This window comes from Micromonospora trifolii (assembly GCF_050516465.1).
Taxonomy (GTDB): Bacteria; Actinomycetota; Actinomycetes; order Mycobacteriales; family Micromonosporaceae; genus Micromonospora; species Micromonospora trifolii.
This window is the reverse complement of record NZ_CP191526.1, coordinates 6875042-6898967: the sequence shown is the minus strand read 5'-3', so window position 1 is coordinate 6898967 and position 23926 is coordinate 6875042. Positions and strand designations below refer to the sequence as shown.

Genomic DNA, 23926 nt, shown 5'->3' with positions numbered 1-23926 from the left:
CACCATGGCCTACGCCGTGCACTTCGCCGCCACGATGCTGGCCTGCTATCTGACCGCCCAGGTGTTGGCCCGCTCCACCTGGACGTGGCGCAGCCCCCGGGTGGCGATCGTCTGCTGGCAGGCCGTCGGGCTGGCGTTGGGCCTCTCGGCGATGGGCCTACCGATGGCGCTCGGGCTGAGCGCGTACGACCGGCCGACCGGTAGCGCACTGCTCGCCCTGGCAAACGACCTCGCCCACGGCGCCCTGCCGATCGGGGTGGGCACGTTCCACCTGGCCGGCGTCGGCGTGGGCTTCGGCATCGGGGCGGTGCTGGTCACGACGACCGTGCGCAGCATCCACGGCACCGTACGCGCCCAGCGTCGCCACCGGGACCTGCTCTCCCTGGTCGCCCGGAACGACCCGGCCGCGCCGGGCGCGCTGGTGCTGGATCATCCGAGCGCCGCCGCGTACTGCCTGCCGGGCGTGAAGCCGCAGGTGGTGGTCAGCGCCGGCACCCTGAGCCTGTTGGACCGGGCCGAGCTGGCCGCGGTTCTCAGTCACGAGCGTGCGCACGCCCACGAGCGGCACGACCTGGTGCTGCTGCCGTTCACCGCGCTGTGCCGGGCGCTGCCGTGGTTCGGCTGGGTGCGCGACGCGCACGAGCGGGTCGCCCTGCTGGTCGAGATGCGCGCCGACGACAAGGCCCGCGAGCTGCACGCCGAGGCCCCGCTGGCGGGGGCGCTACGCCGGTTCGCCGCCGCCGGGCACCGGATCACCCCGGCCGGCGCGCTCGGCATGGGCGACCGGGATCTTGACGTACGGGTGCAGCGCCTGCTGGTCAGCGACCGGCCGCCCCGGGTGCTGGGCGCCACCGCCCTCGCGGTCGCCACCACGCTGGTCGCCCTCCCGGTCACCCTCTTCCTGAGCTGACGCCCACAGGGCGCCACTGAGCCCACGCGGGCAGGACCGCGCGGGATGCGCTGCCCCACGCGCCCCTGCGGTGCCGCGTCCCGCCCCACCCCGCGCCCTCGCCCCACGCGCCACGCGCCCTGCGCGCGCCACGCGCCCTGCGCGCGCCGAGCGCCCCCGCGCCCCCCGCACCCCTCGCAAGATCGCGCTCGATCCTGGATCGAGGGGCATCCCGGGGCCGCGAGGCCACTGCATCCAGGATCGAGTGCAATCTCCCCCAGTTACTACGTGACGTAGTAGGGTTGCCTACGACAGGGCGTAGTAGTTCCTACCAGTAGGCAAACTACGTGTAGGGTGGCTACGACAAGGCAGCCAACGCTATGGAGGGCTGGTCATGGACACCCTGCTCCTCGCCCGCCTGCAGTTCGCCACCACCACTTCGATCCACTTCCTGTTCGTCGTCGTCACGCTCGGGCTGGTCACCCTGCTGGTCGGTATGCAGACCGCCTGGGTGCTCACCGGCAACCCGAAGTGGGAGCGGCTGACCCGCTACTGGGGCCAGCTGTACGTGATCAACTACGTGCTCGGCATCGCCACCGGGATCGTGATGGAGTTCCAGTTCGGGCTGAACTGGAGTGGCCTGTCGCGCTACGTCGGCAACGTCTTCGGGGCACCCCTGGCCATCGAGACGCTTGTGGCGTTCTTCCTGGAGTCCACGTTCCTCGGCATGTGGATCTTCGGCTGGCACCGGCTCGGCAAGGGCGTCCACCTCGCGCTGCTCTGGGGCGTGGCGATCACCGCGTACGCCTCGGCGTTCTGGATCATGGTGGCCAACTCCTGGCTCCAGAACCCGGTCGGGTACGAGGTCCGCGACGGGATCGCCCACCTCACCGACTTCGGCGCGCTGCTCACCAACCCCAGCCTCGGCATGGCCTTCGGGCACGTGGTCTCGGCGGCGCTGCTGGTCGGCGGGATGCTGATGGCGGCGGTCAGCGCCGGGCACCTGATCCGGCGTACCCCGGACTTCGCGCTCTTCCGCACCTCGCTGCGGATCGGCCTGGTCACCGCGGCACTGGCCATCACGATGGTGCAGGGCTTCGGTTTCGCCCAGTTCGGCCCGGTGGGCTCGGTGCAGCCGACCAAGTTCGGCGGCGACAGCCTGGAGAGCCAGGCGCTGATCGCCGAGTGGACCACCCGGTTCGGCCCCGGCGACTACACCCCGCCGGTGCTGGCCAGCGTCGGGTTGGGCTTCATGATCCTGATCGGCTTCACCCTCGGCTGCGTCTGGCTCCTGCTGCCCCTTCTCTTCCGGGACTGGGTCATCCGACTGCGCTTCCCGCTCTGGCTGATCCTGCTCGCCCTGCCGCTGCCGTTCATCGCGGTGATCCTCGGCTGGATCTCCCGGGAGGTCGGCCGTCAACCGTGGGTGGCGTACGGGCTGCTCCCCACCGAGCAGGCCGTCTCCCCGGTGAGCGCACCGCTGATGCTCGCCTCGCTGATCGGGTTCAGCCTGCTGCTGGGCACCCTCGCCGTCACCAACTGGGTGCTGCTCGCCCGGCACGCCAGGCGCGGTGCGGCCGACCCGGCGCTCGGCCGCCCACCGGCACCGCCCAGCGAGCCGGCCCACCCCGAACCCGCCCTCATCTGAGGAGTAGACCGTGGACCTCGCCTGGTACGCCCTGCTCGGCCTCTTCTTCGCCAGCTATCTGGTGCTCGCCGGCTACGACTACGGCGTCGGGCTGCTGCTCGCCCGCGGCGTCGGTCCGGCCGGCCGGCGGGAGGCGCTCACCGCGCTCGGCCCGTTCTTCCTCGGCAACGAGGTCTGGCTGGTGGCCGCCATGGGCATCCTCTTCGGCGCGTTCCCCCTCCTGGAGGGCGAGTTGCTCGCCGGCTGCTATCCGGTCGTCGTCGGCGCCCTGGTCGGCGTCATCCTGGTCACCGTCGGGGTGCAGTTGCGCAGCCGACCCAGTGACGAGCGGATCCGTGCCCGCTGGGACCGCGTCGTGGTGATCGGAAGCGCCCTCGCCGCGCTGGGCTGGGGTGCGCTGCTCGCCGCGCTGTTGCAGGGCGTACCCCTCCAGGCCGACGGGCACGTGGCCGGGGTGACGCACCTGGCAACCCCGTTCGCGGCCGCTGCCGGGCTGGCCATGGTCACCCTGGTCGCGGTGCACGGGGCGACCTTCCTCACCCTGCGCCTGTCGGCCGAGGCCGCCGCCGCGGTCGGCCGTACGGCCCGCCGGCTGGTCCCGGTGGCGCTCACCGCCGTCGTCCTGGCCACCGTCGTGGGCCTGCTCTCGGCCCGGGTACGCGACGCCGTGCAGCGGCCGGCGGTGGCCGTACTCCTGCCGGTGCTGCTCGTGGCGGCGCTACTGGCGGCCCGCGCGGCGCTGACCCGGCGGCGGCCAGGTTGGGCTCTGGTCGCCACCGGCGCGGCCCTGGCGCTGCCGGTGGTGCTGGTCGGAGCGGCTCTCTGGCCCTACGTGCTGGTGTCCACGACCGACCCGGACGCCTCGCTGCGGGTGGCCGACGCCGCCGCCAGCGCGCCGACCCTCCGGCTGCTGGGCTGGGTGGCGCTGCCGCTACTTCCGGCCCTACTAGGCTTCCAGGCGATGTGCTGGTGGGTTTTCCGAGGACGGACCGACGGTAGGGCACCGGTGTACTGGTGAGCCGCCGTCCGTTCGACCCGCGTCTGCTGCGCCGGGTCCCTGCGGCCCGGGGCGATCTTGCTGTGCTCGCACTCCTGGGGGTGCTGGCCGCCGGGTTGATCGTGGCGCAGGCCACCGCGCTCGCGTCGCTGCTGGCCACCGCGATCGACGGTCGGCTGGATCGACCGGCGCTGGCCGGCTTCGTGGTCGCGGTCGCCGCCCGCTCGGCCCTGGTCTGGGCGCAGGGCACGGTTTCGGCGCGGGTCGCCGCCACGGTCAAGGCCACGCTGCGGGCCGACCTGCTCGGCGCTGTGGGCCGGCACGGGCCCGGCTGGGTGGCCGGGCAGCGGGCCGGTGAGATCGCCACCCTGGCCGGGCGTGGGTTGGACGCGCTGGACGCGTACTTCACCGGGTACCTGCCCCAACTGGTGCTCAGCGTGACGGTGCCCCTGGCGGTGCTGGCGCGGGTCGTCTTCGCCGACTGGAGTTCAGCGGTGATCATCGCGCTGACCCTGCCGCTGATCCCGGTCTTCGGAGCGCTGCTCGGCTGGCAGGCGCAGGCCGCCACCGAACGGCAGTGGCGGCGGCTCGCGTTGCTCGGCGGGCACTTCCTGGACATGGTCGCCGGGCTGCCCACGCTGCGCGCGTTCGGGCGGGCCCGGGCGCAGACCGACGTGGTGCGCCGGATGGCCGACGGTCACCGCGTCGCCACCATGAAGACGCTGCGGATCGCGTTCCTCTCCGCGCTGGTCCTCGAGTTGGTAGCCACCCTCTCGGTGGCGCTGGTCGCGGTGCCGGTCGGCATCCGCCTGCTCGGCGGCGGGCTGGCCCTGCAGACCGCGCTGCTGGTGCTGCTGTTGACCCCGGAGGCGTACCTGCCGCTGCGGGCCGCCGGCAGCCGTTTCCACGCCAGCATGGAAGGGCTGGCCGCGCTGGATGAGGCGTTGACCGTCTCCGCCGCACCCACCGCGCCCCGGGCCGCCGAGGGCGCTTCCGTTCCGAACGCGCGGGCCGAGATCCGGTTCGAGGGGGTGACAGTGGCGTACGAGCGGACCACCGCGCTGCGCGACGTGACCCTGACCATCCGGCCCGGTGAGCGGATCGCCATCATCGGGCCCAGCGGCGCCGGCAAGAGCACCCTGCTCGGCCTGCTGCTGGGCTTCGTGGTGCCAACCAGCGGCCGGATCACCGTGGATGGGGTCGACCTCGCCACCGCCGACCCGGACGCCTGGCGTCGGCAGCTCGCCTGGGTGCCGCAGCGGGCGCACCTCTTCGCCGCCTCGCTGGCCGACAACATCCGCCTCGGCGCGCCGGACACCCCGGCCGACGCACTCACCGCCGCGGTGCACGATGCCGCCCTGGACGACGTGGTGGCCGGCCTGCCCGACGGGCTGGACACCCTGCTCGGCGAGCGCGGTCACGGGCTGTCCAGCGGGCAGCGGCAGCGCGTGGCACTGGCCCGGGCGTTCCTGCGTGCCGCCCCGGTGGTGTTGCTCGACGAACCCACCGCCCGACTCGACACGGCAGCCGAGGCGGTGGTGCTCGACGCCACCCGTCGCCTGGTCGCCGGGCGGACGGCGCTGCTGGTCGCGCACCGACCGGCGTTGCTGGCCGACGCCGACCGGATCCTGCGTATCGAGGACGGTCGGGTCACCGAGTTGACGCCCGAACCGACCGGGAAGGCCACCCGATGACCGGGGAACACGGGCCGGCGGTGGCCGACACGGCACCGGCCGGGCGGGCCGCCGCCGAGCGGGCCGTGCTGCGACTGGCCCGGCCGTACCTGGGCCGCCTGGTCGGAGCCGGGCTGCTGGCGGCCGCCACCGAGTTCGCCGGGCTCGCCCTGATGGCCACCGCCACCTGGCTGCTGATGAGCGCGGCCGGTCAGCCTCCGCTGGACCGCCTCACCGTGGCGATCGTCGCGGTCCGGGCGCTGGCGATCAGCCGGGGCGTGTTCCGCTACACCGAACGGCTGGCCGGGCACGACGCGGTGCTCCGCATGATCACCGACGTCCGGGCCCGGGTCTTCGCCACTCTGGCGGCCCGCCGTGGCACGACGCACCGCTCGGGGGACGTGCTGAGCCGCCTGGTCTCCGACGTGGAGGCCGTCCAGGACCTGTTGCTGCGGGTGCTGGTGCCCGCTTCGGCGGCGGCCCTGGTCGGGGTGTTGGCGGTCGCCGTGGCGGCGCTGATCTCGCCGCCGGCCGCCGGCGCGCTCGCCGTCGGGCTGCTGGTTGCCGGGGTGGCGCTGCCCGCGTTGGCCACCGCGGTCACCCGCCGCAGCGCGGCCGAGGTGGCCCCCCTGCGGGGCGCGTTGGCCACCGACGCGATCGACCTCACCCACGGTGCCGCCGACCTGGCCGCGTTCGGGGCGACCGAAATCACGCTGCGCGCCGCCGAGCAGCGCGCCCACCGGCTGGCCCGGCTGGAACGTCGGCTGGCCGCCACCGGGTTCGCCGTGGACGCGGCCGGAGTGCTGGCCGCCGGCGTGGCCGCCGCAGCGGTGGTGCTGGTCGCGCTCGCCGCCGATGTGCCGGGGGTGCTGGTGGGCGTCCTGGCCGTCGGCACACTGGCCGCCGTCGAGGTGACGCTGGCGTTGGTCGCGGCGGCCCGGCAGTGGACGCAGCTGCGGCCCGGCCTGACCCGGGTGGCCGATCTGCTCGACACCGACCCGCCGACCGCGCCGCCGGCGACCGGTCCAACGGACCTGACCGGTCCACACGAGCTGCGCTTCGTCGACGTGACAGTGCGGTACCGGGCCGGTGCGGCGCCCGCCCTGGACGGGGTCAGCCTGGACCTGCCGGCGGGACGCCGGATCGCGGTCGTCGGCCCGAGCGGCGCCGGCAAGAGCACCCTGGCCGCCGTGCTGACCGGCACCGTGCGGCCCGCGTCCGGCCGGGTCACCCTGGACGGTCACGACCTCTCCACGTACGCCGAGGAGGCGCTGCCCCGCGCGGTCGGCGGGCTGCTGGCCGAGGCGTACGTCTTCCATGCCACGGTGCGGGAGAACCTGCTGCTCGGGCGGGCCGCAGCGGGCGAGGAGGAGCTGACCGCGGCCACCGAGGCCGCCGGCCTGCTGGAGTGGGTCCGCGCTCAGCCCGCGGGTTGGGACACGCTGGTCGGCGAGGAGGGCGGGCAGCTCTCCGGCGGGCAGCGGCAGCGGCTGGCGCTCGCCCGGGCCCTGCTCGCCGCGCCGCCGGTGCTGGTGCTCGACGAACCCACCGAAGGTCTGGACCCGACCGCCGCGGACGCGGTGCTCGGGTCCGCCCTCGCCGCCACCCCCGCCGGGCACTCGGTGCTGCTGATCAGCCACCGGCTCAGCGGGTTGGACGAGCTGGACGAGATCGTGGTCCTGGACGGCGGCCGGGTGATCCAGCGCGGTCGGCACGCCGAGTTGGTCGCGGCCCCGGGCTGGTACCGGGACCAGTGGCTGCTCCAGGCCGCGGCCGAACGGGGTTACCTGGCGCTCGCCCCCTGACCCGACTCGGGGGCGGACCAGGGTTGTCCCGGACGTCGACCGGCGGGAGTCCGTGGCAGGGTGGTGCCATGGCGCGCGGTGAGGACGTGATGGTCGACGAGCACCTGCGGGAGCTGGCCGCTCGGTTGCAGGGGCCGGCGCGTCTCAAGTCCGACCTGCTGACCGAGGCCCGGCACGGGTTGCTGGACGCCGTCGAGGCGTACCGCGAGAGCGGGGTGCCACCCACCGAGGCGCAGCGCCGGGCGGTGGTGGAGTTCGGCTCACCGGCGCAGGTGCTTCCGTCCTGGCAGGCCGAGCTGGCGGTGGGCGCCCTGCGTGGGCTCTCGCTGCGAATGCTGGCGATCGCCGGGGTGGGGGTGGTCGCCGGTGATCTGACCTGGCGGGGGTCGAGCTGGAGTGGCGGCCCACGTCCCCCGGCCGGCTACCTGCTGCTCTCCAACTCGGTCGACTGGATCTGGATGAGCGCGTTGCTGCTCTCGGTGGCCGGTCTGCTGGTGGTCTGGGCGAGCGCGCGGGCGCCCCGGCCGGGCCTGGCTCTGGCCCAGCGTGCGGTTGGCACCGGCCTGACCGGCGTCCTGATCCTCGGCATAGTGGCCGGCAGCGCCCTCTTCACCTGGTCGCTGAACCTCTGGGACGCGGCGTTGCACTGGCCCCCGATGATCATCGGGGCGGTGTTGGTGGGCGTCGGATACTTCTCGCTGACCCGCGCGGCGCGCGGCTGGCTGCTGGCCACCACCCGCTGATCGGCAGCGGATCCGAGCGGATCAGGCCGGGGTGGGCGGGCTGCCGGGATCGAGGAACCGGCCGACGGTCAGTTGGAACTCGCGCCAACCGGCCCGCTCCCCGGCCAGTGCCCGCCGGCCGGAGTCGGTGAGCTGGTACGTCCGCCGTTCCCGGCCGCTGACCGTGCTCCAGGTGCTCGCCACATTACCGGCGCGTTCCAGGCGACGGAGCGCCGGATAGATGGTGCCGGTGGGCAGATCCAGATTGCCGTCACTGCGGGCGCGCAGCGCCTCGATGATCGCGTAGCCGTGCAGCGCGCCCTGTTCGAGCACGGCGAGCAGCAGAGCGTCGAGATGGCCGTGCAGCGCCTGGGCCTTCATACGTAGCTACGCTACTTGTCGAAGCGCCGCTTCGCCAGCGGTGACGACCAGCAGGTCGGACCCGTGCGCCAACCGGCCACCGGGGTGCGGGCATCGGTCACCCAGGGCCGCCGACTAGGGTATGTGCCCAGAGTCACTCGCCGGTCAGAGACCCCGGTGGGTGGGCAACCCGAAGCACACGGAGGTCAGCGTGGCCCGCCAGTCGCCCCAACGGCCCGACGCCGACGAGCCCGAGCTCGACGACACCACCGGCGCGGCCGAGCCAGACGAGACCGAGACCGACCTCCCGTCGGCGTCGATCGACCGTTCACTCTGGGACGAGCTGCGCATCGACCCAGTGGAGATCGCCCTGCCCGCCGGCACCGGCTTCACGCTCCGGGCGTACCGACCGGCCAGCTCGCTGACCCCGACCGACGTGACCGAGCGCGACCAGGACGACCCGTTCCTCGCCCGCCGCCAGGCGATCGAGGAGGAGGAGGACGACGAGACCGTCGTCATCCTCGACGAGGAGCTGGCCCAGGAGTTCGCCGAGGACGACGACGAGTCGAAGCGCCGCCGGGACGGCGCCGCCACCGACGACGAGTCGGACGAGGCCGTCACGGACGAGGCGGACGAGGCGGACGACGAGGAGGTGCCGGTCTTCCTCAGCAACCGAGGCAAGCTGCTGCTGTTCAAGACCCCCGAGTCGCTTGTCAGTTTCATCCGATCCGGTGCGCCCAACGATCTGTCCCAACTGGACAGCTGGAATGAATTGTCCGAACGGGTGGAGCCGGCAGATATCGCTCCGCTCGACGAGGACACCTACGAGCTCGACCTGGTCGTGGAGAACCTGCGCGGCGGGCACGACACGTGGGATTCGACCCTGCTGATCGAGGCGGGCGAGGCTGCGCGTGACCTCTCGTACGCATTGCGGCTGCCTGCGGTACTCGACATGCTCTCCGCCGGCTCCAGCCTCGACGACCTGGACGAGGCGCTGCGTGCCACCGCCAACGGTGGGATCGGCGCGTTCATGGGTCGGCGACGGCTGAAGAAGATCGGGGCGCAGACCGCAAGTTTGGGTTGGCGCACCATTGTCGGCAAGATCTCTGCGGTGGTGGACTGGCGCGACTGACCCGTACCGGGGAGCATCAGTTGCTGGCAGAGGAAAGACCTGTCCCGGGAGGAGGACGACGCCGTGGCGCTCGTGCGCGTTTACTGCGGTCTGGCCTCGGCGGATCCGGCTGACCGACCGGCCTCCGCCGGTTCGACGCTGACGTCCGCTGTGGTCGACGACGCAGGCCGTCTGCTGCATGTCTGCGAGATCAGCGATGACGCCGCTGGCTACGCCCAGCTCGTCGCGCTGCTCGTGGAGCGGTCGGGCGGGCCGAGCGGTGCGGCCATCGCCGCCGACAGCGACGACCACACGGTCACCTCGCTGCTGAGCGCGGCGGGGCGACCCCTGGCGATCGCCGACGACGACTCGGTGGACGACTTCGCCGAGCGGTTCGCCGACGACGACTCCCTTGAGGAGATGCAGTCGCCTCCGGCCGAACGGCGGGCGGTCGGTCTCGCCCGCGCGTTGCAGGCGGGGGCGCTCTCCGCCGTCACCCTGCCGGCACCCCGGGACCTCGCCGGGTACAAGCAGGTGCTCTCCGCGCACGCCGCTCTGGCCAGCGGGCGACACTCCGCCGCCGTGGCGCTCCGCGAGGTTCTGCGGGAGCTCTACCCGGCGGCCCTGCGCGCCTACCCGGACCCGGCCGAGCCGGTCTCTCTGGCCGTGCTGGACGCGCTGCCCGAGCCGGGCATGCTCGGCGGCACGGTGGCCCGAGGCCGCGAGGTCTCGGTCGCGGCGGATGCCATCGCCGCGCACCTCGCAGCGGACGGGGTCGCCGACGCCGAGGAGATCAACGAGGCGGTCACCGCCCTGCGGGTCGCCATCTCCGAGACACCCCGACGGGCTGCGGTCAACCGGGCGCTCACGTCCGCGGTGGCCGAGACGGTCCGCCAGGCCGTCGCCTCCGTACGGGCCTGCGACGCCGGGTGCGAGGCGCTGGTCAGCGCGCTCAGCTCACGGGTCAGCACGCCTGCCCAGGCACCCGGCCGCCGGGCCGCGGCCCGCCGTGGCGAGTCCGTCGGCGAGCTGACCGGCCTGGCCGGCACCAACGCCGGGATGGCCGGCCTCGCCGGCACCAACGCCGGGTTGCGGTCGGTCCGACCCGCCCCGCCGGCCGCCGACCCGGCACCCGCCCTCGGGCGGCGCAGCCGTCCCGAGCCGATCCCCGGTAACGCGCCATTGGCGTCGCCCCGCCCGCTCGGGCCACCGCCGGTCGCCCCGGCGCCGGTCACGCCGCCACCGGTCGCACCCGCGCCGATGACGCCGGCGGCGATGGCTGGTCCGCCGGCCTCCACGCTGCCCAGTCGCAGCGAACCGCTCCCCAGCCGGATCGACGGCCCGACCAACCGGCCCGTCTCCTCGCCGCCGCCTCCACCGCCCGGGATCACCCCGATCGCGCCGGCACAGCGCGGCATGGTGCCTCCGGCCGAGGCCGGCGAGCCGTTCCGGCCGACGCTGACCACTGCCGCGATCAACAACGCGCGGGCCGAACGTCAGCGGACGGTCATTCCGCCCCGCCCCAAGACCAACGGCGAGCCCCGGCCGAGCCACCTGCAACGCCCGGTCGACGAGCCACCCACCGGCGGGTTCAGCGCCACCGATCTCAGCATTCCGGTGCCGACCCCCCGACCCGGGCAGGAGGCCGCACCGCCCGGCTCTCGTGCCAACTGGCCGCTGGTCAACAACCCGGAGGACCCGTCCGACAGCTCACCGAACAACCCGGTGGCCTACTCGTACGGCGGCAGCCGCGGTGTCGACGCCCCGACCGACCCGGGCCGGGCCGACGGTCGGGTCACCCCGCCTTGGTTGGCGGACGACCTGCCACCGGAGCCGCCGATGCTGCGGCTGGTGGAGCCGCCGCCGCTGGCCGACCGGGCGCTACGCGAAGGGCTCAACCCTCCTGCGGACCAGCACCTGGAGACACCACCGCTGCGCCTGGTCGACCGCGAGCAGGCCGCTCGCAACGGAAGGGCGGCTGCCCGCACCGAGCGTGCCGTCGAGCATCGGCCGGCGCCCCCGGTCGAGCACCGGCCACCACCGATGGAGCACCGGCCGCCGCCGGTCGCCGACGAGGGCGACGGCGATCTGCTGATCTTCGCCCAGGCCAAGTCGGCCTGGTTCGTCGGGCAGCCTGAGGAGTCCGACCTGGACTGGTCGACCACGGCTGACACCGGCTGGCAGGCCGCGGAGCAGGCCGCCCGCCCGGCGGTGGGCGCCGAGACCAACGCCGGGCTGCCGAAGCGCGTGCCGCAGGCCAACCTGGTGCCGGGTTCGCCGCTGCGCGAGGAGCGCCCATTGCGGATAGTGCGTGATGCGGCAAGCCTCGCGGAGAACACGACCGGCTACTTCCGTGGCTGGCGTCGCGGCCAGGAGATCGGCGGTTTCGCGGTGGGTGGTCGGCCCGGTCGTGAGGCGGCCGGCGGCTGGGACTTCAGCCGCGACCACGGGGACCGCGACGACGACCGGGAGTACGAGTACCGCTCGGCGGGCTACCAGTCCTGATCCTTGTGCTACGTGAGAGCGCCCTCAGTCAGCTGACTGAGGGCGCTCTCACGTATGCCGGAGAACCCCGGACACGACGACGCCGCCTCCTCGACGATCGGCGAAGAACCACGGCCCTCAGGGTTGCAGGGCCGGCAGCTTCCACGATCGTCCAGGAGGCGGCGTATCGGACGCGCTGGCGCACGGCGGCGCAGCGGGCATGGTGCTACGCCCGGTGGCGGCCGGAGCCACCACCGGGGCGTGCAGCGTCCCGGATCAGGCCGGGGCGACAGCGCGCGTACGGCGCATGGTCAGCACGTACTCGACCAGCGAGATCAGCACGTGCTTCGTCGACTCCCGGTTACGGGCGTCGCAGGCCACCACCGGCACGTCGCTCGAGATCGCCAAGGCGTCCCGAACGTCCTGCGGGTCGTGGTACTGCATCCCGTCGAAGCAGTTGATCGCCACCAGGTACGGCAGGCGTCGGTGCTCGAAGAAGTCGATCGCCGCGAAGCAGTCGGCCAGCCGGCGAGTATCCACCAGCACGACCGCACCGATCGCACCCCGCACCAGTTCGTCCCACATGAACCAGAAACGGGTCTGACCCGGCGTACCGAACAGGTACAGGATCAGGTCACGGTCGATCGAGATCCGGCCGAAGTCCATGGCCACCGTGGTCGTCGTCCTGCCCGGCACCTGCCGGGTGTCGTCGACGCCCACGCCAGCGGAGGTCATGATGGCCTCGGTGGTCAGCGGCGTGATCTCCGAGACCGAGCCGACCAGCGTCGTCTTACCGACGCCGAATCCACCGGCAATAACGATCTTCGCCGACGTCACGCGGCCGCTCGGGTTCGGCGGGCGGTGCGACATGTCAGAGCCTGCGAAGTCCACTCAGCACCCTCTCCAGCAGTTCAGTGCCCACCGCGTCGTCGGAGTCGTCCAAAATGGTCGGCTCGTGGACCGCGACCAGGCCGTCCGTCGCCATGTCGGCGATGAGCACCCGGGCCACACCGAGCGGGAGCTGCATCCGCGCCGCGATCTCTGCGAGCGATTGCACGCGTCCGTCACACAGCGCGGCGATGTACTGGTGTTCGCGGCCGCCACCGTTGCCATTGGCAGCGGTCCGGCCGCGCACCGTCGTCTCGACGAGCGCCTCCAGCGCGATGTCGAGCCGAGGACGGGTGCGACCACGGGTCACGGCGTATGGACGGACCAACGCTCCGGTTGGTTCGTCACGATCGGCCATCTCGCCGCTCACCTCCTTCGCACCCGTTACCGGCTCCCACCGGTGAAACCCGTCGTTGTCGTTGTTGCAGTCGCGCCGACCCCACGATCGGCGAAACGTCAGCCCAGCATGCCCGCAGCCGCACGCGGCTGCGGGGTCAGCGCGTCGCCCACCCGGTCGACCAGCAGCGCCATCTCGTAGCCAACCTGGCCCACGTCGGAGCTGCGGGCTGCCAGCACGGCGAAGGACGAGCCGTCCGAGATGGACATCAGGAACAGGAAGCCATTGTCCATCTCCACGACGGTCTGCAACACCGCGCCTCCCTCGAAGCAGCGTGCTGCCCCCTGGGTCAGGCTGACCAGACCCGATGAGATCGCGGCGAGCTGGTCTGCCCGGTCGCGCGGCAGATCCCGTGACGACGCGAGGAGTAGGCCGTCCGCCGATACGGCGACCGCATGCGCGACGCCGGGCACCCGGTCGGCGAAGTTGGCCAGCAGCCAACCAAGATCCTGCGTAGTTGTCATCCTTCTTGCTCCTTCTGCCCGCTCCCGGCCACCGGGCCTGAGCCAGACTGCGAGGATTGCCCTCCCGGAGTCGCCTCCGGGCTGGTCGGGTTGTCCGAGGTGCTACGCCCTCGCTGCACGCCCCGGTGGTAGGCGGAGAGCAGGCCACGAACCGCCTCCGGGGAGCGCCGCTGGACCGAGGTGGTGGGCTTCTCTACCGCACCGGGCACCAGCTGCGCCATCGGCTTGCGCTTCGGCAGACCGGTCGTGGTGGTCTCGCTCACCGGCGTCGCGCCAGCCGCCGCGGAGGCAGCACGCCAGCCGTCGTCGGCGGCGGTCTGCCAGCCGTTGCTCTGCGGTTGGGGCCGGCGGTTCGGCAGGCTCTCGGCGAGGCTGGGGCGGGTGCCCTCGCTCGCTGTGGAGCCGTTGTCCCGCGGCGCTCCTCCAACCGTCGGAGTGTCTGCCATCGGTGTGTTACCTGTCGTCCCGGGTGGTGTCTTGTGGACTGCCCGACCGGTGGCCTCGACCGTGGCGAACTGCTGGGTCGCGGAGTCGCCGTTCGTCGCTGGCTGCGCGCCGGCCGCGGTCTCCTCGGAGCCCGGGCGACGGGTACGGAACCAGGCCGACTCGAGCTCCCGGAAGATCGGCAGCTCCATCGTCTCATCCGCGTACCGCTGACGGTTCTGCGCCTGCGGCTGCTGCGGCGCCGGCCGAGCCTGCGAAGCCGGCCGAGCCTGCGGAGCCGGGGCCGGCGCTGCGGCCTGGGTCGGGGCGGGAGCCGGAGGCTGGGCTGCGGCCGGCTGCTCGCCCGGTCGCGGCACCCGCGGCAGCTCCGTGGTCATGTCCAGCGCGGCGGCGAGCCGCTCGGGCACCGGCGGGGTGGCCGTGTCCCGCTCGCTACCCGGCACTGGCGGCCAGGCCGGCGGCGCCGGGGCGCTGGGCGCCTGCGCGGGCGGGGCGGATCGTGGCGCGAAGCCGCTGAACGACTGGCTGGAGGCCGGCGGCGCCGAGTACGGCTGGTTCGAGTACGGCTGACCGGACGCCGGCGAGGCCGAGACCGGCGACGCGGACACCGGCGGACCGGCGTACGGCTGCCCGGAGGCTGGGGCGGCGGACACCGGCGCGCCGCCGTACGGCGCACCCGAGTAGGGCTGCCCGGAGTACGGCTGCCCGGAGTACGGCTGGCCGGAGGCCGGCGAGGCGGAGACCGGCGCGCCGGAGTAGGGCTGCGCGGAGACCGGCGGCGCCGAGTACGGGTGCGCCTCGGGGCTGCTCGGCAGCTGACGCGGGATGGACGGCTGCTGGCCGGTGGTCGGGGTCTCGTCCCCGGCCCGGCGCTGCGGCAGCGGGTCGATCCCCGGGCCGTTGGCCGACCGGGGGGTGAACCCGTCGCCGCCGTTGACGCCGTTCGTCCCGGCCGCGCCGGTCAGATCGGACCAGGCCGGCATCGACCGGTATGCGCCGCCGTTGGCGGGGGTACCGGCACCGTTGCGCGTCGCGGGGTCGAACGGGCGACCGCCCAGGGTGACCTGGTTGCCGGACTCGCTCGGGCGAGGGCCGTTGCCCAGCGCGGGCAGCGCGCCGAACACCGGCGCGGGCCCACCGGACTGCGGACCACCGAACTGGGGAGCACCGGCCGCCGGCAGCGCCGGGGGCTGCTGCACCCGACCGGACAGCGCCCGGGGCACCAGCACCGAGGTGGGCAGGGTCACGTCGGCGACCGTGCCGCGTTCGTTGCCGGGGCGCAGTTCGACCCGGACACCGTGCCGGGACGCCAGCCGGGCGACCACGACCAGGCCCATCATCCGGGACACGGCCACGTCCACCTGCGGCGGCGTCGCGAGCCGCTCGTTCAGGTCGTGCAACTGCTCGGCGCTGATGCCGATGCCGCGGTCCTCGACGTACAGCGAGGAGCGGTCGCCGACCCGGCGTGCCTCGACCATGACCTGCGAGTCGGGCGGGGAGAACGCGGTGGCGTTGTCGAACAGCTCCGCGACGAGGTGCACCAGGTCGTTGACCGCGTGCGCGGCGACCTCGATGTCGCGGTCGATGACACCGAACTCGATCCGGGTGTAGTGCTCGACCTCGGACTGCGCGGCGCGCAGCACGTCGATGAGAGCGGCCGGCTCACGCTGCACACGGGTGGAGTCGGCACCGGCGAGCACCAGCAGGTTCTCGTCGTTACGGCGCATCCGGGTGGCCAGGTGGTCGAGCTGGAACAGCTCGGCCAGCCGGTCCGGGTCCTCTTCGCCGCGCTCCAGCCGGTCGAGGTGCCCGATGAGGCGGTCGACCAGGATCTGGGAACGGCGGGCCAGGTTGACGAACATGGTCGCGACGGAGGCACGCAGTGCCGCCTGCTCGGCGGCCGTACGGACGGCCTCCAGGTGGACGGCGTTGAACGCCTCGGTCACCTGGCCGAACTCGTCCTTGCTGCGCACCGGAAGCGGTTCGGCGATCTGGTTGGCCAGCTGCACCGGCGAGAGCTGCCCGACGACTTGCGGGTCGCGCAGTCGGGCCACCGCCTGTGGCAGGCCGTACTGGGCCACGGAGAGCGCGCCCTGCCGCAGCTCACGCAGTGAGCGGGCCATCGAGCGGGCCACCAGGTAGGCGAAGAGGATGGCCAGCAGCAGCATGCTGAGCAGCAGGCCGGTCTCCAGGAAGACCTGGCGCTGGACGTCCGAGCGGAGCGTGTCGGCCTGGTTGACCACTTCGCCGTCGAGCTTCGTCTCGACGGTGCGGATCAGCTTGGCGTTGGCCGTCATGGCGGCTTCCCACTGGTCCGGGCCGAACGGCGCACCGCGCATGTTGCCGGTGGTGTTGCCGTCGATCCAACCGGTGTAGTTCTGTGCCTGCCGGCGGTCGCCGCCCGCGACCGTCTGGTCGTGGAACTTCGCGTCGTCGGGAGTGGCGACGGCCTTGAAGCTCTGCAGGGCCTGCTGCTGGCCGGTGTCACTGGCGACGTAGTCCCTGCGCAGTGCCGGGGTCAGGCGTTGCCCGCCCTTCACGCCCAGCGCGCGGTGCACCACGACCCGGCGTACGGCGAGGAACTCCTTCTCCCGGGCGACAGCCGCGGCGGCGCGCATCCGGTCGCTCAGCTGGTTGTCACCGGCGAGCTGGGTGGAGGAGTCGCGGATGGCGAGCAGGTCACTGATCAGACCCTCGTACGCCTGCACGGTCTCGGTGAGCGCGAGCTTCCCGTTGAACACCTGGCTGCGGACGCCCGACAGGTCCTGAAGGTTCTGGTCGATGCCATCGAGCAGACTCTCCAGGCTGCTCGGCAGGTCCTCGATCTCGGTCCGCTGCTGCCGGTAGGGCGCCGCTGCCTGGTCCACCCGGGAGTTCACCCGGTTGTAGGCCTCCTGGTACTGCGCCGTCGGCTGCGTCCCGTCCGCACCCAGCAGCAGCACGGCGGCGGTCCGCTCGTCCTGGAGGGTGTCGACCAGGTCACCTGAATAGCTCGACAGGTTGGCCAGGTCGCCAGCTCGGTTGGCATTGTTGAGCGTCTCCACGTGGTCGACAAGACCACTGGTGCCCACCACGACCGTGGCGATGGTCGGCACGATCATGATGAGACCGAGCTTGGACCAGATCGGCATGTCCCGGAGCCGGCTGGCCGGCCGGCGCAGCCGCGACAGGAAGGAGCCCGCCGTCTTTGGCCGTTTGCTCACGTCACCGCCCTCGCGATTACAGCTTGAACGCGTTGCCCCGGGCAACGCCCAGCGACCGACCCGGCGGGTCGGACCCCCGAGATTCCATCACGCCGGTCGACAAGAAGAAAGCCCAGGTTGTCCCCAACCGAAGGTGTGATGAGATGTTGATGCGATTTGATAGCAGTCTGTCTGGCCGGAGTAACTGAAGGTAATGGAACATCCGCACCGAGTTGTCCTACTGGCCGGCCCATCAGGGTCCGGAAAGTCGTACATAGCGCAGCAAACCGGCTTGCCGGTGCTTTGCTTGGACGACTTCTACAAAGACGGCGATGACCCTACGTTGCCGAGACGAAACGGCCAGGTGGATTGGGAATCGCCGCACTCCTGGGACGCCCTCAGTGCGGTGGAAATCATTGCCCAACTTGCCCGCGAGGGCCGAGCCGATGTGCCGGTTTATGCGATCGGCGCAGATCGACGGGTAGCCACCCGGCCATTTGATGTCGCCGGATCGCCACTTTTCGTGGCCGAAGGGATCTTCGCCGCCGAGATCGTCGAGGAGTGCCGTCGCCGTGGCCTGCTCGCCGGGGCGTACGCGCTGCGCCGTCCGCGCGGGGCCACCTTCGTGCGCCGGCTCGCCCGTGACCTGTCCGAGCAGCGCAAGGCGCCTCGGGTGCTGATTCGGCGCGGGGTGGCGCTGCTGCGGGCCGAGCCCGCGGTGCTGCGTCGGCAGATGGGGCTCGGCGCGGAGGCGGCCCGGGCTCGGGAGGTGCTGCGCCGGGTGGCCGGGCTGCTCGCCGGCCACCCACATGGCTGAGCTCAGGCCAGCAACTTCGCGTACGCCGGCTTGATCACGTCATCGATGATCCGCAGCCGCTCGTCGAACGGGATGAAGGCGCTCTTCATCGCGTTGATGGTGAACCACTGCAACTCTTTCCACCCGTAGCCGAACGTCTCCACCAGCAGCGACATCTCCCGCGACATCGAGGTGCCGCTCATCAGCCGGTTGTCGGTGTTGACGGTGGCCCGGAAGCGCAGGTCCCGCAGCAGGCCGATCGGGTGGTCCGCGATCGAGGCCACCGCGCCGGTCTGCACGTTCGACGACGGGCACAGCTCCAGGGGGATCCGCTTGTCCCGGACGTACGCGGCCAACCTGCCGAGCGAGCCGTCGGGGGCGATGTCGTCGACGATCCGCACCCCGTGGCCGAGCCGGTCCGCGCCGCACCACTGGATCGCCTGCCAGATCGACGGCAGACCGAACGCCTCGCCGGCGTGGATGGTGAAGTGGAAGTTCTCCCGCTGGAGGTATTCGAAGGCGTCCAGGTGCCGGGTGGGCGGAAAGCCCGCCTCGGCGCCGGCGATGTCGAAGCCGACCACCCCGGCGTCCCGGTGCCGCACGGCCAGCTCGGCGATCTCCTGGGAGCGGGCGGCGTGCCGCATCGCGGTGAGCAGGGTGCCCACCCGGATGGTCAGGCCCGCCTCGACCGCCTGGGCGGTGCCCTCGGCGAACCCGACCAGCACCGCCTCGACCACCTCGTCCAGGCTGAGGTCCCGTTCCAGGTGCTGCTCCGGGGCGAAGCGCACCTCGGCGTAGACCACTCCGTCGGCGGCCAGGTCCAGGGCGCACTCGCGGGCCACCCGACGCAGCGCGGGCGCGGTCTGCATGACCGCCACGGTGTGTGCGAACGTCTCGAGGTAGCGCTCCAGGGAACCGGAGTCCGCCGCGTCCGCGAACCAGCGTCCGAGCGCCTCCGGGTCGGTGGTGGGCAGTTCGTGGCCCACCTCGGCGGCCAGGTCGACGATCGTCGCCGGCCGCAGCCCGCCGTCGAGGTGGTCGTGCAGCAGCGCCTTCGGGACCTTGACGATGTCCTCGTACCGGATAGTTGCGACCATGCTCAGACCCTAGTCAGCGGCCTGGGCGGACCGGTACGGGACCGGCCGGGCGTCATGGCCGCCAGCCGTACACCCGGTGTACGTCGAGGCGGATCACGAGCCTCCCGTCGGCAACCATTGCGGCGCGGTAGTCCGCCCAGTCCGGGTGGTCGCCGCGAATCCGGCGGTAGACCTCGACCAGCTCGTCGACCGTCTCGTCGGTGGTGGCCACGGCCGGCTCGGTGAGCGTCACGGTCCCCTCGGCGACCGCGTACGCGCCGCCGTCCGGCGTGGTCACGTGGAAGCTGGCCCGGGGATCGCGGCGCAGGTTGCGCACCTTCGCCCGATTCCCGGTGGTGGAGCAGCGGATCAACCCCGGCTCGGCCAGGTAGTCGAGGTTGGACAGCTGGGGCCGCCCGTCCCGGCGCAGGGTGACCAGCACGCCGCGCCCTCGCTGACCGAACAGCTCCCACAGTCGGTCGCTCACACCGGCATCCGCGCGGCGGCCGGTCGGATCACCCTGGCGGGAATTGGTTGACATGTCATCGAAGCTAGAGGCAAATCGATGACATGTCAACGAAAGCGCTAGACTCGCCGCATGGACGCACCCCGGTGGCTGGACGAACGGGAGGACCGCGCCTGGCGCGGCTACCGCAGGATGCGTCGACTGCTCGACCTGGAGCTGGCCCGGGAGCTGACCCAGGACGCCGGCCTCTCCGAGCCGGACTACGACGTGCTGTCCGACCTCTCCGAGACACCCCAGGGGCGCCTGCGCCTCAGCGAGCTGGCGGACAGGATGCTGTGGTCACGTAGCCGGCTCTCCCACCACCTGAGCCGCATGCAGCAGCGTGGCCTGGTGACCCGCGAGGAGTGCGCCGACGATGCCCGCGGCTCGATCGTCGTGCTCACCCCGGCGGGCCGGCAGGCCATCGAGTCCGCCGCACCCGGTCACGTGGCCGCCGTCCGCCGGCACCTGATCGACCTGCTCACCCCCGCGGAGGTCGACGCCCTCGGCGCGCTCACCCACCGGGTGGTCGAAAACCTCGCCGAACCGGGCCCTCGGGCCACCCGGCCGCAGCCCGCAGCGGAGGCCTGACGTGGACCCCCGCATCCTGGACCGACTCCGCTGCCCGGTCTGCGGCGAGCCGCTGGCCGAGGCGACCGCCGGCACCACCAGTGCGCTGCGCTGCCCGCGCCGGCACAGCTTCGACATCGCCCGGCAGGGGTACGTCAACCTCCTCGCCGGGCGCGCCCCGCACGTCGGCGACAGCGCCGAGATGGTGGCCGCCCGGGCGGACTTCCTCGCCGCCGGCCACTACGACCTCATCTCGGCCGCCCTCTCCGACGCCGCGACGGAAGCCGTCGGTCGGCTCCGCGCGACGCCGACGCCCGACTTCGAGGCGTACCCCCTGGTGGTGGATGCCGGCGCCGGCACCGGCCGATACCTCGGCGCGGTGCTGGCGGCGTTGCCGGACGCCGTGGGTCTGGCCCTGGACGTGTCCAAGCCGGCGCTGCGCCGCGCGGCCCGCGCGCATCCCCGGGCCGCCGCCGCGCTCGCCGACACCTGGCAGCGACTGCCGCTCGCCGACGCCTCGACCGCCGTGCTGCTGAACGTCTTCGCCCCGCGCAACGGCCCGGAGTTCCACCGGGTGCTCGACCCGGCCGGCACGTTGCTGGTGGTCACGCCCGACACCGACCACCTCGCCGAGTTGGTGGACGCCCTCGACCTGCTGCGGGTGGACCCGGACAAGGCCGACCGGGTGGCCGGCAGCCTGGGCGGGCACTTCACGCCGGTCAGCTCGGCCGTGCACCGGGCGGAGCTGGCGTTGACCCAGCCGGAGGTCGCCACCCTGGTCGGAATGGGCCCCAGCGCCTGGCACACCGACCCGGCCGCGCTCGCCGCCCGGCTGGCCGCGCTGCCCGAACCGGTCCGGGTCACCGTGGCGGTCCGGCTCGACGTCCTGCGACCTCGCTGACCTCAGGTGGAGAGGTCGACCTCTTCCCAGCCGGGCGGCTCGTCGTGGTACGGCCCGCGCAGGATCACCGCCCACTCCAGCGCCCAACGCCGCTGCCCGATCGCGTTCGCGTCGACCAGGCCCGGCGCACGCCGGCCGCCGCGCTCGGTCTCCAGGTACGCCCAGTCCAGGCAGTAGTGCAGATCCAGCAGGGCGGCCGCGTCGGCCGGGTGCTGCGGCGCGGTGAGGATCCGGGAGCGCCAGTGCGGGAAGGTCTCCCCCTCGGCGATGTGCGGCAGCCGCTCGACCAGCCGCTCGTCGACGGCCAGCGTCGGGTCGAGCTGCTTGCTCAGCCCGAGCACCCAGGCCAGCGCGAAGAGCGCGTCGTGGTGCAGCACGAACGACCGGTGGTCGCCCTTGCCGCCCATCACGAACTGCCACTCCGGCGGGGTGACCATGTCGACCAGGTGCGAGCCGAGCAGCCAGCTCATCGCCGCCTGCGGGGGCATCCCGAAACAGCGGGCCAGGATCAGGTGCAGCACCGCGATCCGCGCCTCGATCTCCACGGTCGGGCGCAGATCGATCTGGTCACCCGGCTCCCAGACGAGGGGAAACTGGGCCGGCGGCAACGGCAGGCCGAGCCGGGACAGCTCGTCCAGGCTCGCCTCGCGCACCTCACGTGGGTCGGGGGCAGCAACGGTCACGGCGGATCTTCCTGTCTGCTCGCGCCGGCGCAAGGCCGGTTGTCCCCCCTTGGCCTGGGACAATAGCGCTCCCAGGTGACCGGCACCACGCCAGGGCGACGCCGGATCGATCAGCCGATGCGTTCGATGACCAACGACGTCGCCGCCGGGGCCGTCGACGCGATCCGCACCGCGTTGGCGGCCTCGGTCAGCGCGGCCGGAATCCGCGTCACGTCGTCGGCACGCAGCTCGTAGAGCGGGTCACCGGCCCGCACCTCGTCACCCGGCCGCTTGTGCAACACCACACCGGCCGGAACGCTGACCGGGTCCTCCTTGCGCGCCCGACCCGCGCCGAGCCGCCACGCCGCAACCCCCATGGCGTACGCGTCGACGGCCGCGACGTACCCGTCCCGCTCGGCGCGGACCACCTCCACCTCGGCGGCCGCTGGCATCGGCGCGTCCGGGTCGCCGCCCTGCGCCCGGATCATCGCCCGCCAGGAGTCCATGGCCCGGCCGTCACGCAGCGCCGCCGCCGGATCGGCGTCCGGCAGACCGGCGGCGTCGAGCATCTCCCGGGCCAGTGCGAGGGTCAGCTCCACCACGTCGGCCGGTCCACCACCGGCCAGCACCTCGACCGACTCGGTCACCTCGACCGCGTTGCCGATCGCCAGGCCGAGCGGGGTGGACATGTCGGTGAGCAGGGCGACCGTCCGCACCCCGTGCGCACCGCCCAGCTCGACCATGGTGCGCGCCAACTCGCGGGCCTGGTCGACGGACTTCATGAAGGCGCCCGAGCCGACCTTCACGTCGAGGACGAGCGCCCCGGTGCCCTCGGCGATCTTCTTACTCATGATCGAGCTGGCGATCAGCGGGATCGCCTCGACGGTGCCGGTCACGTCGCGCAACGCGTACAGCTTGCGGTCGGCGGGGGCGAGCCCGGCACCGGCCGCGCAGATCACCGCACCGACCTCGTCCAGCTGGGCGATGAACTCGTCGTTGCTCACCGTGGCCCGCCAGCCCGGGATGGACTCCAACTTGTCCAGCGTGCCGCCGGTGTGCCCGAGACCCCGCCCGCTCAGCTGCGGTACGGCCGCGCCACACGCGGCCACCAGCGGGGTGAGCGGCAGAGTGATCTTGTCGCCGACGCCGCCGGTGGAGTGCTTGTCGACAGTCGGCCGGCGTACCGCCGACAGGTCCAACCGCTCACCGCTGGCGATCATCGCGGCGGTCCACCGGGCGATCTCCGGGCCGGTCATGCCGTTGAGCAGGATCGCCATCGCCAGCGCGGACATCTGCTCGTCGGCGACAACCCCCCGGGTGTACGCGTCGACCACCCAGTCGATCTGCGCGTCCGACAGCACACCCCCATCCCGCTTCACCCGAATAACGTCAACAGCAGCAAACCCAGAACTCATCAGAAGATCTTTCCTAGTCGAATGGCGGCACCGACGCACGGCCGGTTACCACGACGGGGGCGGGGCCGACCGTGCCCGGCGGAGGGATCAAGCCTGACCGCCCGGAGCCGGGCACGGCCGGCCCCGCCCCCAAACAGCAACCACAGTCAAGACCAGCGCACGGGGATCTCCGCTGGCGGCTCACCCTCACCGGCCCAGAAGATCGTGCCGGTGGCGTCCACCACGACCACCCGGGGCGTCCGGGCCAGGCCCCAGGTGATCGCCTCGGCCGGGTCGTCCCAGCTCGGCGCCTCCTCCAGCACCCCGGTCTCGGCGCCGGCGTCGTCGCCGGCCGACCGCTCCCAGTACGCCGTCCAGACCTGCTGACCGGCGGACATGTCCGGGTGCACGAAGACGGTGCCGCGCCCGCGCCAGGCAGCGAGCCGCTCCGGGACCACCGGCACCGGCGTCTCCCCGGTGACGGCCTCCAGGTCCTCCACGCCGAAGGCGTGCGGCAGCAGCTCGGCCATCCGCAGTGGCCGGGTCTTGCTCTCGATCAGGCACTCCGGCCCGCCGTGCTCCCAGAGCAGCTGGCGGCAGCGGCCGCACGGCATCAACGGCTCGCCGGTCGCGTCGACGCAGGAGAGCGCAACGAGCCGACCGCCGCCGGTGGCGTGCAGGCTGGACACGACCCCGCACTCGGCGCAGAGCGTCACCCCGTACGCGGCGTTCTCCACGTTGCAGCCGACCACCACCCGGCCGTCGTCGACCAGCGCGGCCGCGCCGACCGGGAACGTCGAGTACGGCGCGTACGCGTGCCGCATCGCGTCGGTGGCGGCGGCGCGCAACTGCGCCCAGTCAATGTCGGTCATGCCATCATTCTGCCGAAGTAACCCAGGTCAGAAGCGGGCAGGGGCCGGGTCCCCGGCCCCTGCCAGCGCAGCGGACTGCGGTGATC

At 72.8% G+C, this 23926-nt stretch carries 21 protein-coding genes; 11 read left to right on the top strand and 10 right to left on the bottom strand.

What is annotated here, in order from left to right; all coding sequences use genetic code 11:
* The first annotated feature begins 4 nt into the window (after positions 1–4).
* The 6 genes from ACQRWP_RS32210 (at position 5) to ACQRWP_RS32185 (ending at position 7755) form a co-directional block, all read left to right on the top strand.
* A complete protein-coding gene (locus ACQRWP_RS32210) occupies positions 5–910 on the top strand; it encodes a M56 family metallopeptidase (protein ID WP_112624284.1) in 906 nt (301 codons plus the stop codon).
* Positions 911–1283: 373 nt separating this feature from the next.
* Positions 1284–2537, top strand: coding sequence for a cytochrome ubiquinol oxidase subunit I (locus ACQRWP_RS32205; RefSeq protein WP_430499929.1), 1254 nt, complete (start codon positions 1284–1286; stop codon positions 2535–2537).
* Between the two features lie 10 nt (positions 2538–2547).
* Complete coding sequence (locus ACQRWP_RS32200; protein WP_430499928.1) at positions 2548–3555, top strand: cytochrome d ubiquinol oxidase subunit II; 1008 nt, start codon at positions 2548–2550, stop codon at positions 3553–3555.
* Positions 3552–5228: a thiol reductant ABC exporter subunit CydD gene (cydD, locus tag ACQRWP_RS32195; protein ID WP_430499927.1), complete on the top strand. Its 1677-nt coding sequence runs from the start codon at positions 3552–3554 to the stop codon at positions 5226–5228. The genes ACQRWP_RS32200 and cydD overlap by 4 nt, the downstream gene beginning before the upstream one ends.
* A complete protein-coding gene (gene cydC, locus ACQRWP_RS32190) occupies positions 5225–7012 on the top strand; it encodes a thiol reductant ABC exporter subunit CydC (RefSeq protein ID WP_430499926.1) in 1788 nt (595 codons plus the stop codon). Before cydD ends, cydC begins: the two co-directional genes overlap by 4 nt.
* A 68-nt stretch (positions 7013–7080) precedes the next feature.
* Entirely contained in the window at positions 7081–7755 is a 675-nt protein-coding gene (locus ACQRWP_RS32185; RefSeq protein WP_430499925.1) for a permease prefix domain 1-containing protein, read from the top strand.
* 21 nt (positions 7756–7776) lie between these two features.
* On the opposite strand, the gene ACQRWP_RS32180 is transcribed toward ACQRWP_RS32185, so the two are convergent.
* Positions 7777–8115: a PadR family transcriptional regulator gene (locus tag ACQRWP_RS32180; RefSeq protein WP_430499924.1), complete on the bottom strand. Its 339-nt coding sequence runs from the start codon at positions 8113–8115 to the stop codon at positions 7777–7779.
* A gap of 160 nt (positions 8116–8275) precedes the next feature.
* On the opposite strand from ACQRWP_RS32180, the gene ACQRWP_RS32175 reads away from it, so the two are divergent.
* Together ACQRWP_RS32175 and ACQRWP_RS32170 are read left to right on the top strand one after the other, a co-directional pair.
* Positions 8276–9226, top strand: coding sequence for a DNA primase (locus ACQRWP_RS32175; RefSeq protein ID WP_430499923.1), 951 nt, complete (start codon positions 8276–8278; stop codon positions 9224–9226).
* Between the two features lie 39 nt (positions 9227–9265).
* The gene (locus ACQRWP_RS32170; protein WP_430503357.1) at positions 9266–11710 is read left to right on the top strand and encodes a transposase; all 2445 of its coding nucleotides are present in this window, start codon (positions 9266–9268) and stop codon (positions 11708–11710) included.
* A 255-nt stretch (positions 11711–11965) separates the two neighbouring features.
* Here ACQRWP_RS32170 and ACQRWP_RS32165 read toward each other — a convergent pair whose 3' ends face one another.
* The 4 genes from ACQRWP_RS32165 to ACQRWP_RS32150 all read right to left on the bottom strand — a co-directional run bounded on the left by ACQRWP_RS32165 (position 11966) and on the right by ACQRWP_RS32150 (position 17085).
* The gene (locus ACQRWP_RS32165; protein ID WP_430499922.1) at positions 11966–12559 is read right to left on the bottom strand and encodes a GTP-binding protein; all 594 of its coding nucleotides are present in this window, start codon (positions 12557–12559) and stop codon (positions 11966–11968) included.
* A gap of 1 nt (position 12560) precedes the next feature.
* Positions 12561–12935: a DUF742 domain-containing protein gene (locus ACQRWP_RS32160; RefSeq protein WP_124820399.1), complete on the bottom strand. Its 375-nt coding sequence runs from the start codon at positions 12933–12935 to the stop codon at positions 12561–12563.
* A 98-nt stretch (positions 12936–13033) separates the two neighbouring features.
* A complete protein-coding gene (locus ACQRWP_RS32155) occupies positions 13034–13438 on the bottom strand; it encodes a roadblock/LC7 domain-containing protein (RefSeq protein ID WP_030329023.1) in 405 nt (134 codons plus the stop codon).
* A complete protein-coding gene (locus ACQRWP_RS32150) occupies positions 13435–17085 on the bottom strand; it encodes a nitrate- and nitrite sensing domain-containing protein (RefSeq protein WP_430499921.1) in 3651 nt (1216 codons plus the stop codon). Before ACQRWP_RS32150 ends, ACQRWP_RS32155 begins: the two co-directional genes overlap by 4 nt.
* A 502-nt stretch (positions 17086–17587) precedes the next feature.
* Between ACQRWP_RS32150 and ACQRWP_RS32145 the strand changes: the two genes are divergently transcribed.
* Positions 17588–17881 (top strand): hypothetical protein, encoded by a 294-nt coding sequence (locus ACQRWP_RS32145; RefSeq protein ID WP_355493894.1) that lies wholly within the window; start codon positions 17588–17590, stop codon positions 17879–17881.
* A 2-nt stretch (positions 17882–17883) separates the two neighbouring features.
* Here the strand turns inward: ACQRWP_RS32145 and ACQRWP_RS32140 are convergent, their stop codons facing one another.
* Together ACQRWP_RS32140 and ACQRWP_RS32135 are read right to left on the bottom strand one after the other, a co-directional pair.
* Positions 17884–18957, bottom strand: a complete 1074-nt coding sequence (locus tag ACQRWP_RS32140; protein ID WP_430499920.1) for an adenosine deaminase — start codon at positions 18955–18957, stop codon at positions 17884–17886.
* A 52-nt stretch (positions 18958–19009) separates the two neighbouring features.
* On the bottom strand, positions 19010–19477 hold the full coding sequence (locus ACQRWP_RS32135) for a PPOX class F420-dependent oxidoreductase (RefSeq protein ID WP_430499919.1): 468 nt from the start codon (positions 19475–19477) through the stop codon (positions 19010–19012).
* A gap of 57 nt (positions 19478–19534) precedes the next feature.
* On the opposite strand from ACQRWP_RS32135, the gene ACQRWP_RS32130 reads away from it, so the two are divergent.
* Together ACQRWP_RS32130 and ACQRWP_RS32125 are read left to right on the top strand one after the other, a co-directional pair.
* The gene (locus ACQRWP_RS32130) at positions 19535–20032 is read left to right on the top strand and encodes a MarR family winged helix-turn-helix transcriptional regulator (protein ID WP_430499918.1); all 498 of its coding nucleotides are present in this window, start codon (positions 19535–19537) and stop codon (positions 20030–20032) included.
* 1 nt (position 20033) lies between these two features.
* Positions 20034–20912 carry a putative RNA methyltransferase gene (locus ACQRWP_RS32125; protein WP_430499917.1) on the top strand — a complete coding sequence of 293 codons (879 nt, stop codon included), beginning with the start codon at positions 20034–20036 and terminating at the stop codon, positions 20910–20912.
* 2 nt (positions 20913–20914) lie between these two features.
* On the opposite strand, the gene ACQRWP_RS32120 is transcribed toward ACQRWP_RS32125, so the two are convergent.
* The 3 genes from ACQRWP_RS32120 to ACQRWP_RS32110 all read right to left on the bottom strand — a co-directional run bounded on the left by ACQRWP_RS32120 (position 20915) and on the right by ACQRWP_RS32110 (position 23840).
* The gene (locus ACQRWP_RS32120) at positions 20915–21595 is read right to left on the bottom strand and encodes a DUF4272 domain-containing protein (RefSeq protein WP_112677367.1); all 681 of its coding nucleotides are present in this window, start codon (positions 21593–21595) and stop codon (positions 20915–20917) included.
* A gap of 110 nt (positions 21596–21705) precedes the next feature.
* Positions 21706–22989 carry a thymidine phosphorylase gene (locus ACQRWP_RS32115; RefSeq protein ID WP_430499916.1) on the bottom strand — a complete coding sequence of 428 codons (1284 nt, stop codon included), beginning with the start codon at positions 22987–22989 and terminating at the stop codon, positions 21706–21708.
* Between the two features lie 146 nt (positions 22990–23135).
* The gene (locus ACQRWP_RS32110; RefSeq protein ID WP_350861810.1) at positions 23136–23840 is read right to left on the bottom strand and encodes a cytidine deaminase; all 705 of its coding nucleotides are present in this window, start codon (positions 23838–23840) and stop codon (positions 23136–23138) included.
* Positions 23841–23926 lie beyond the last annotated feature (86 nt).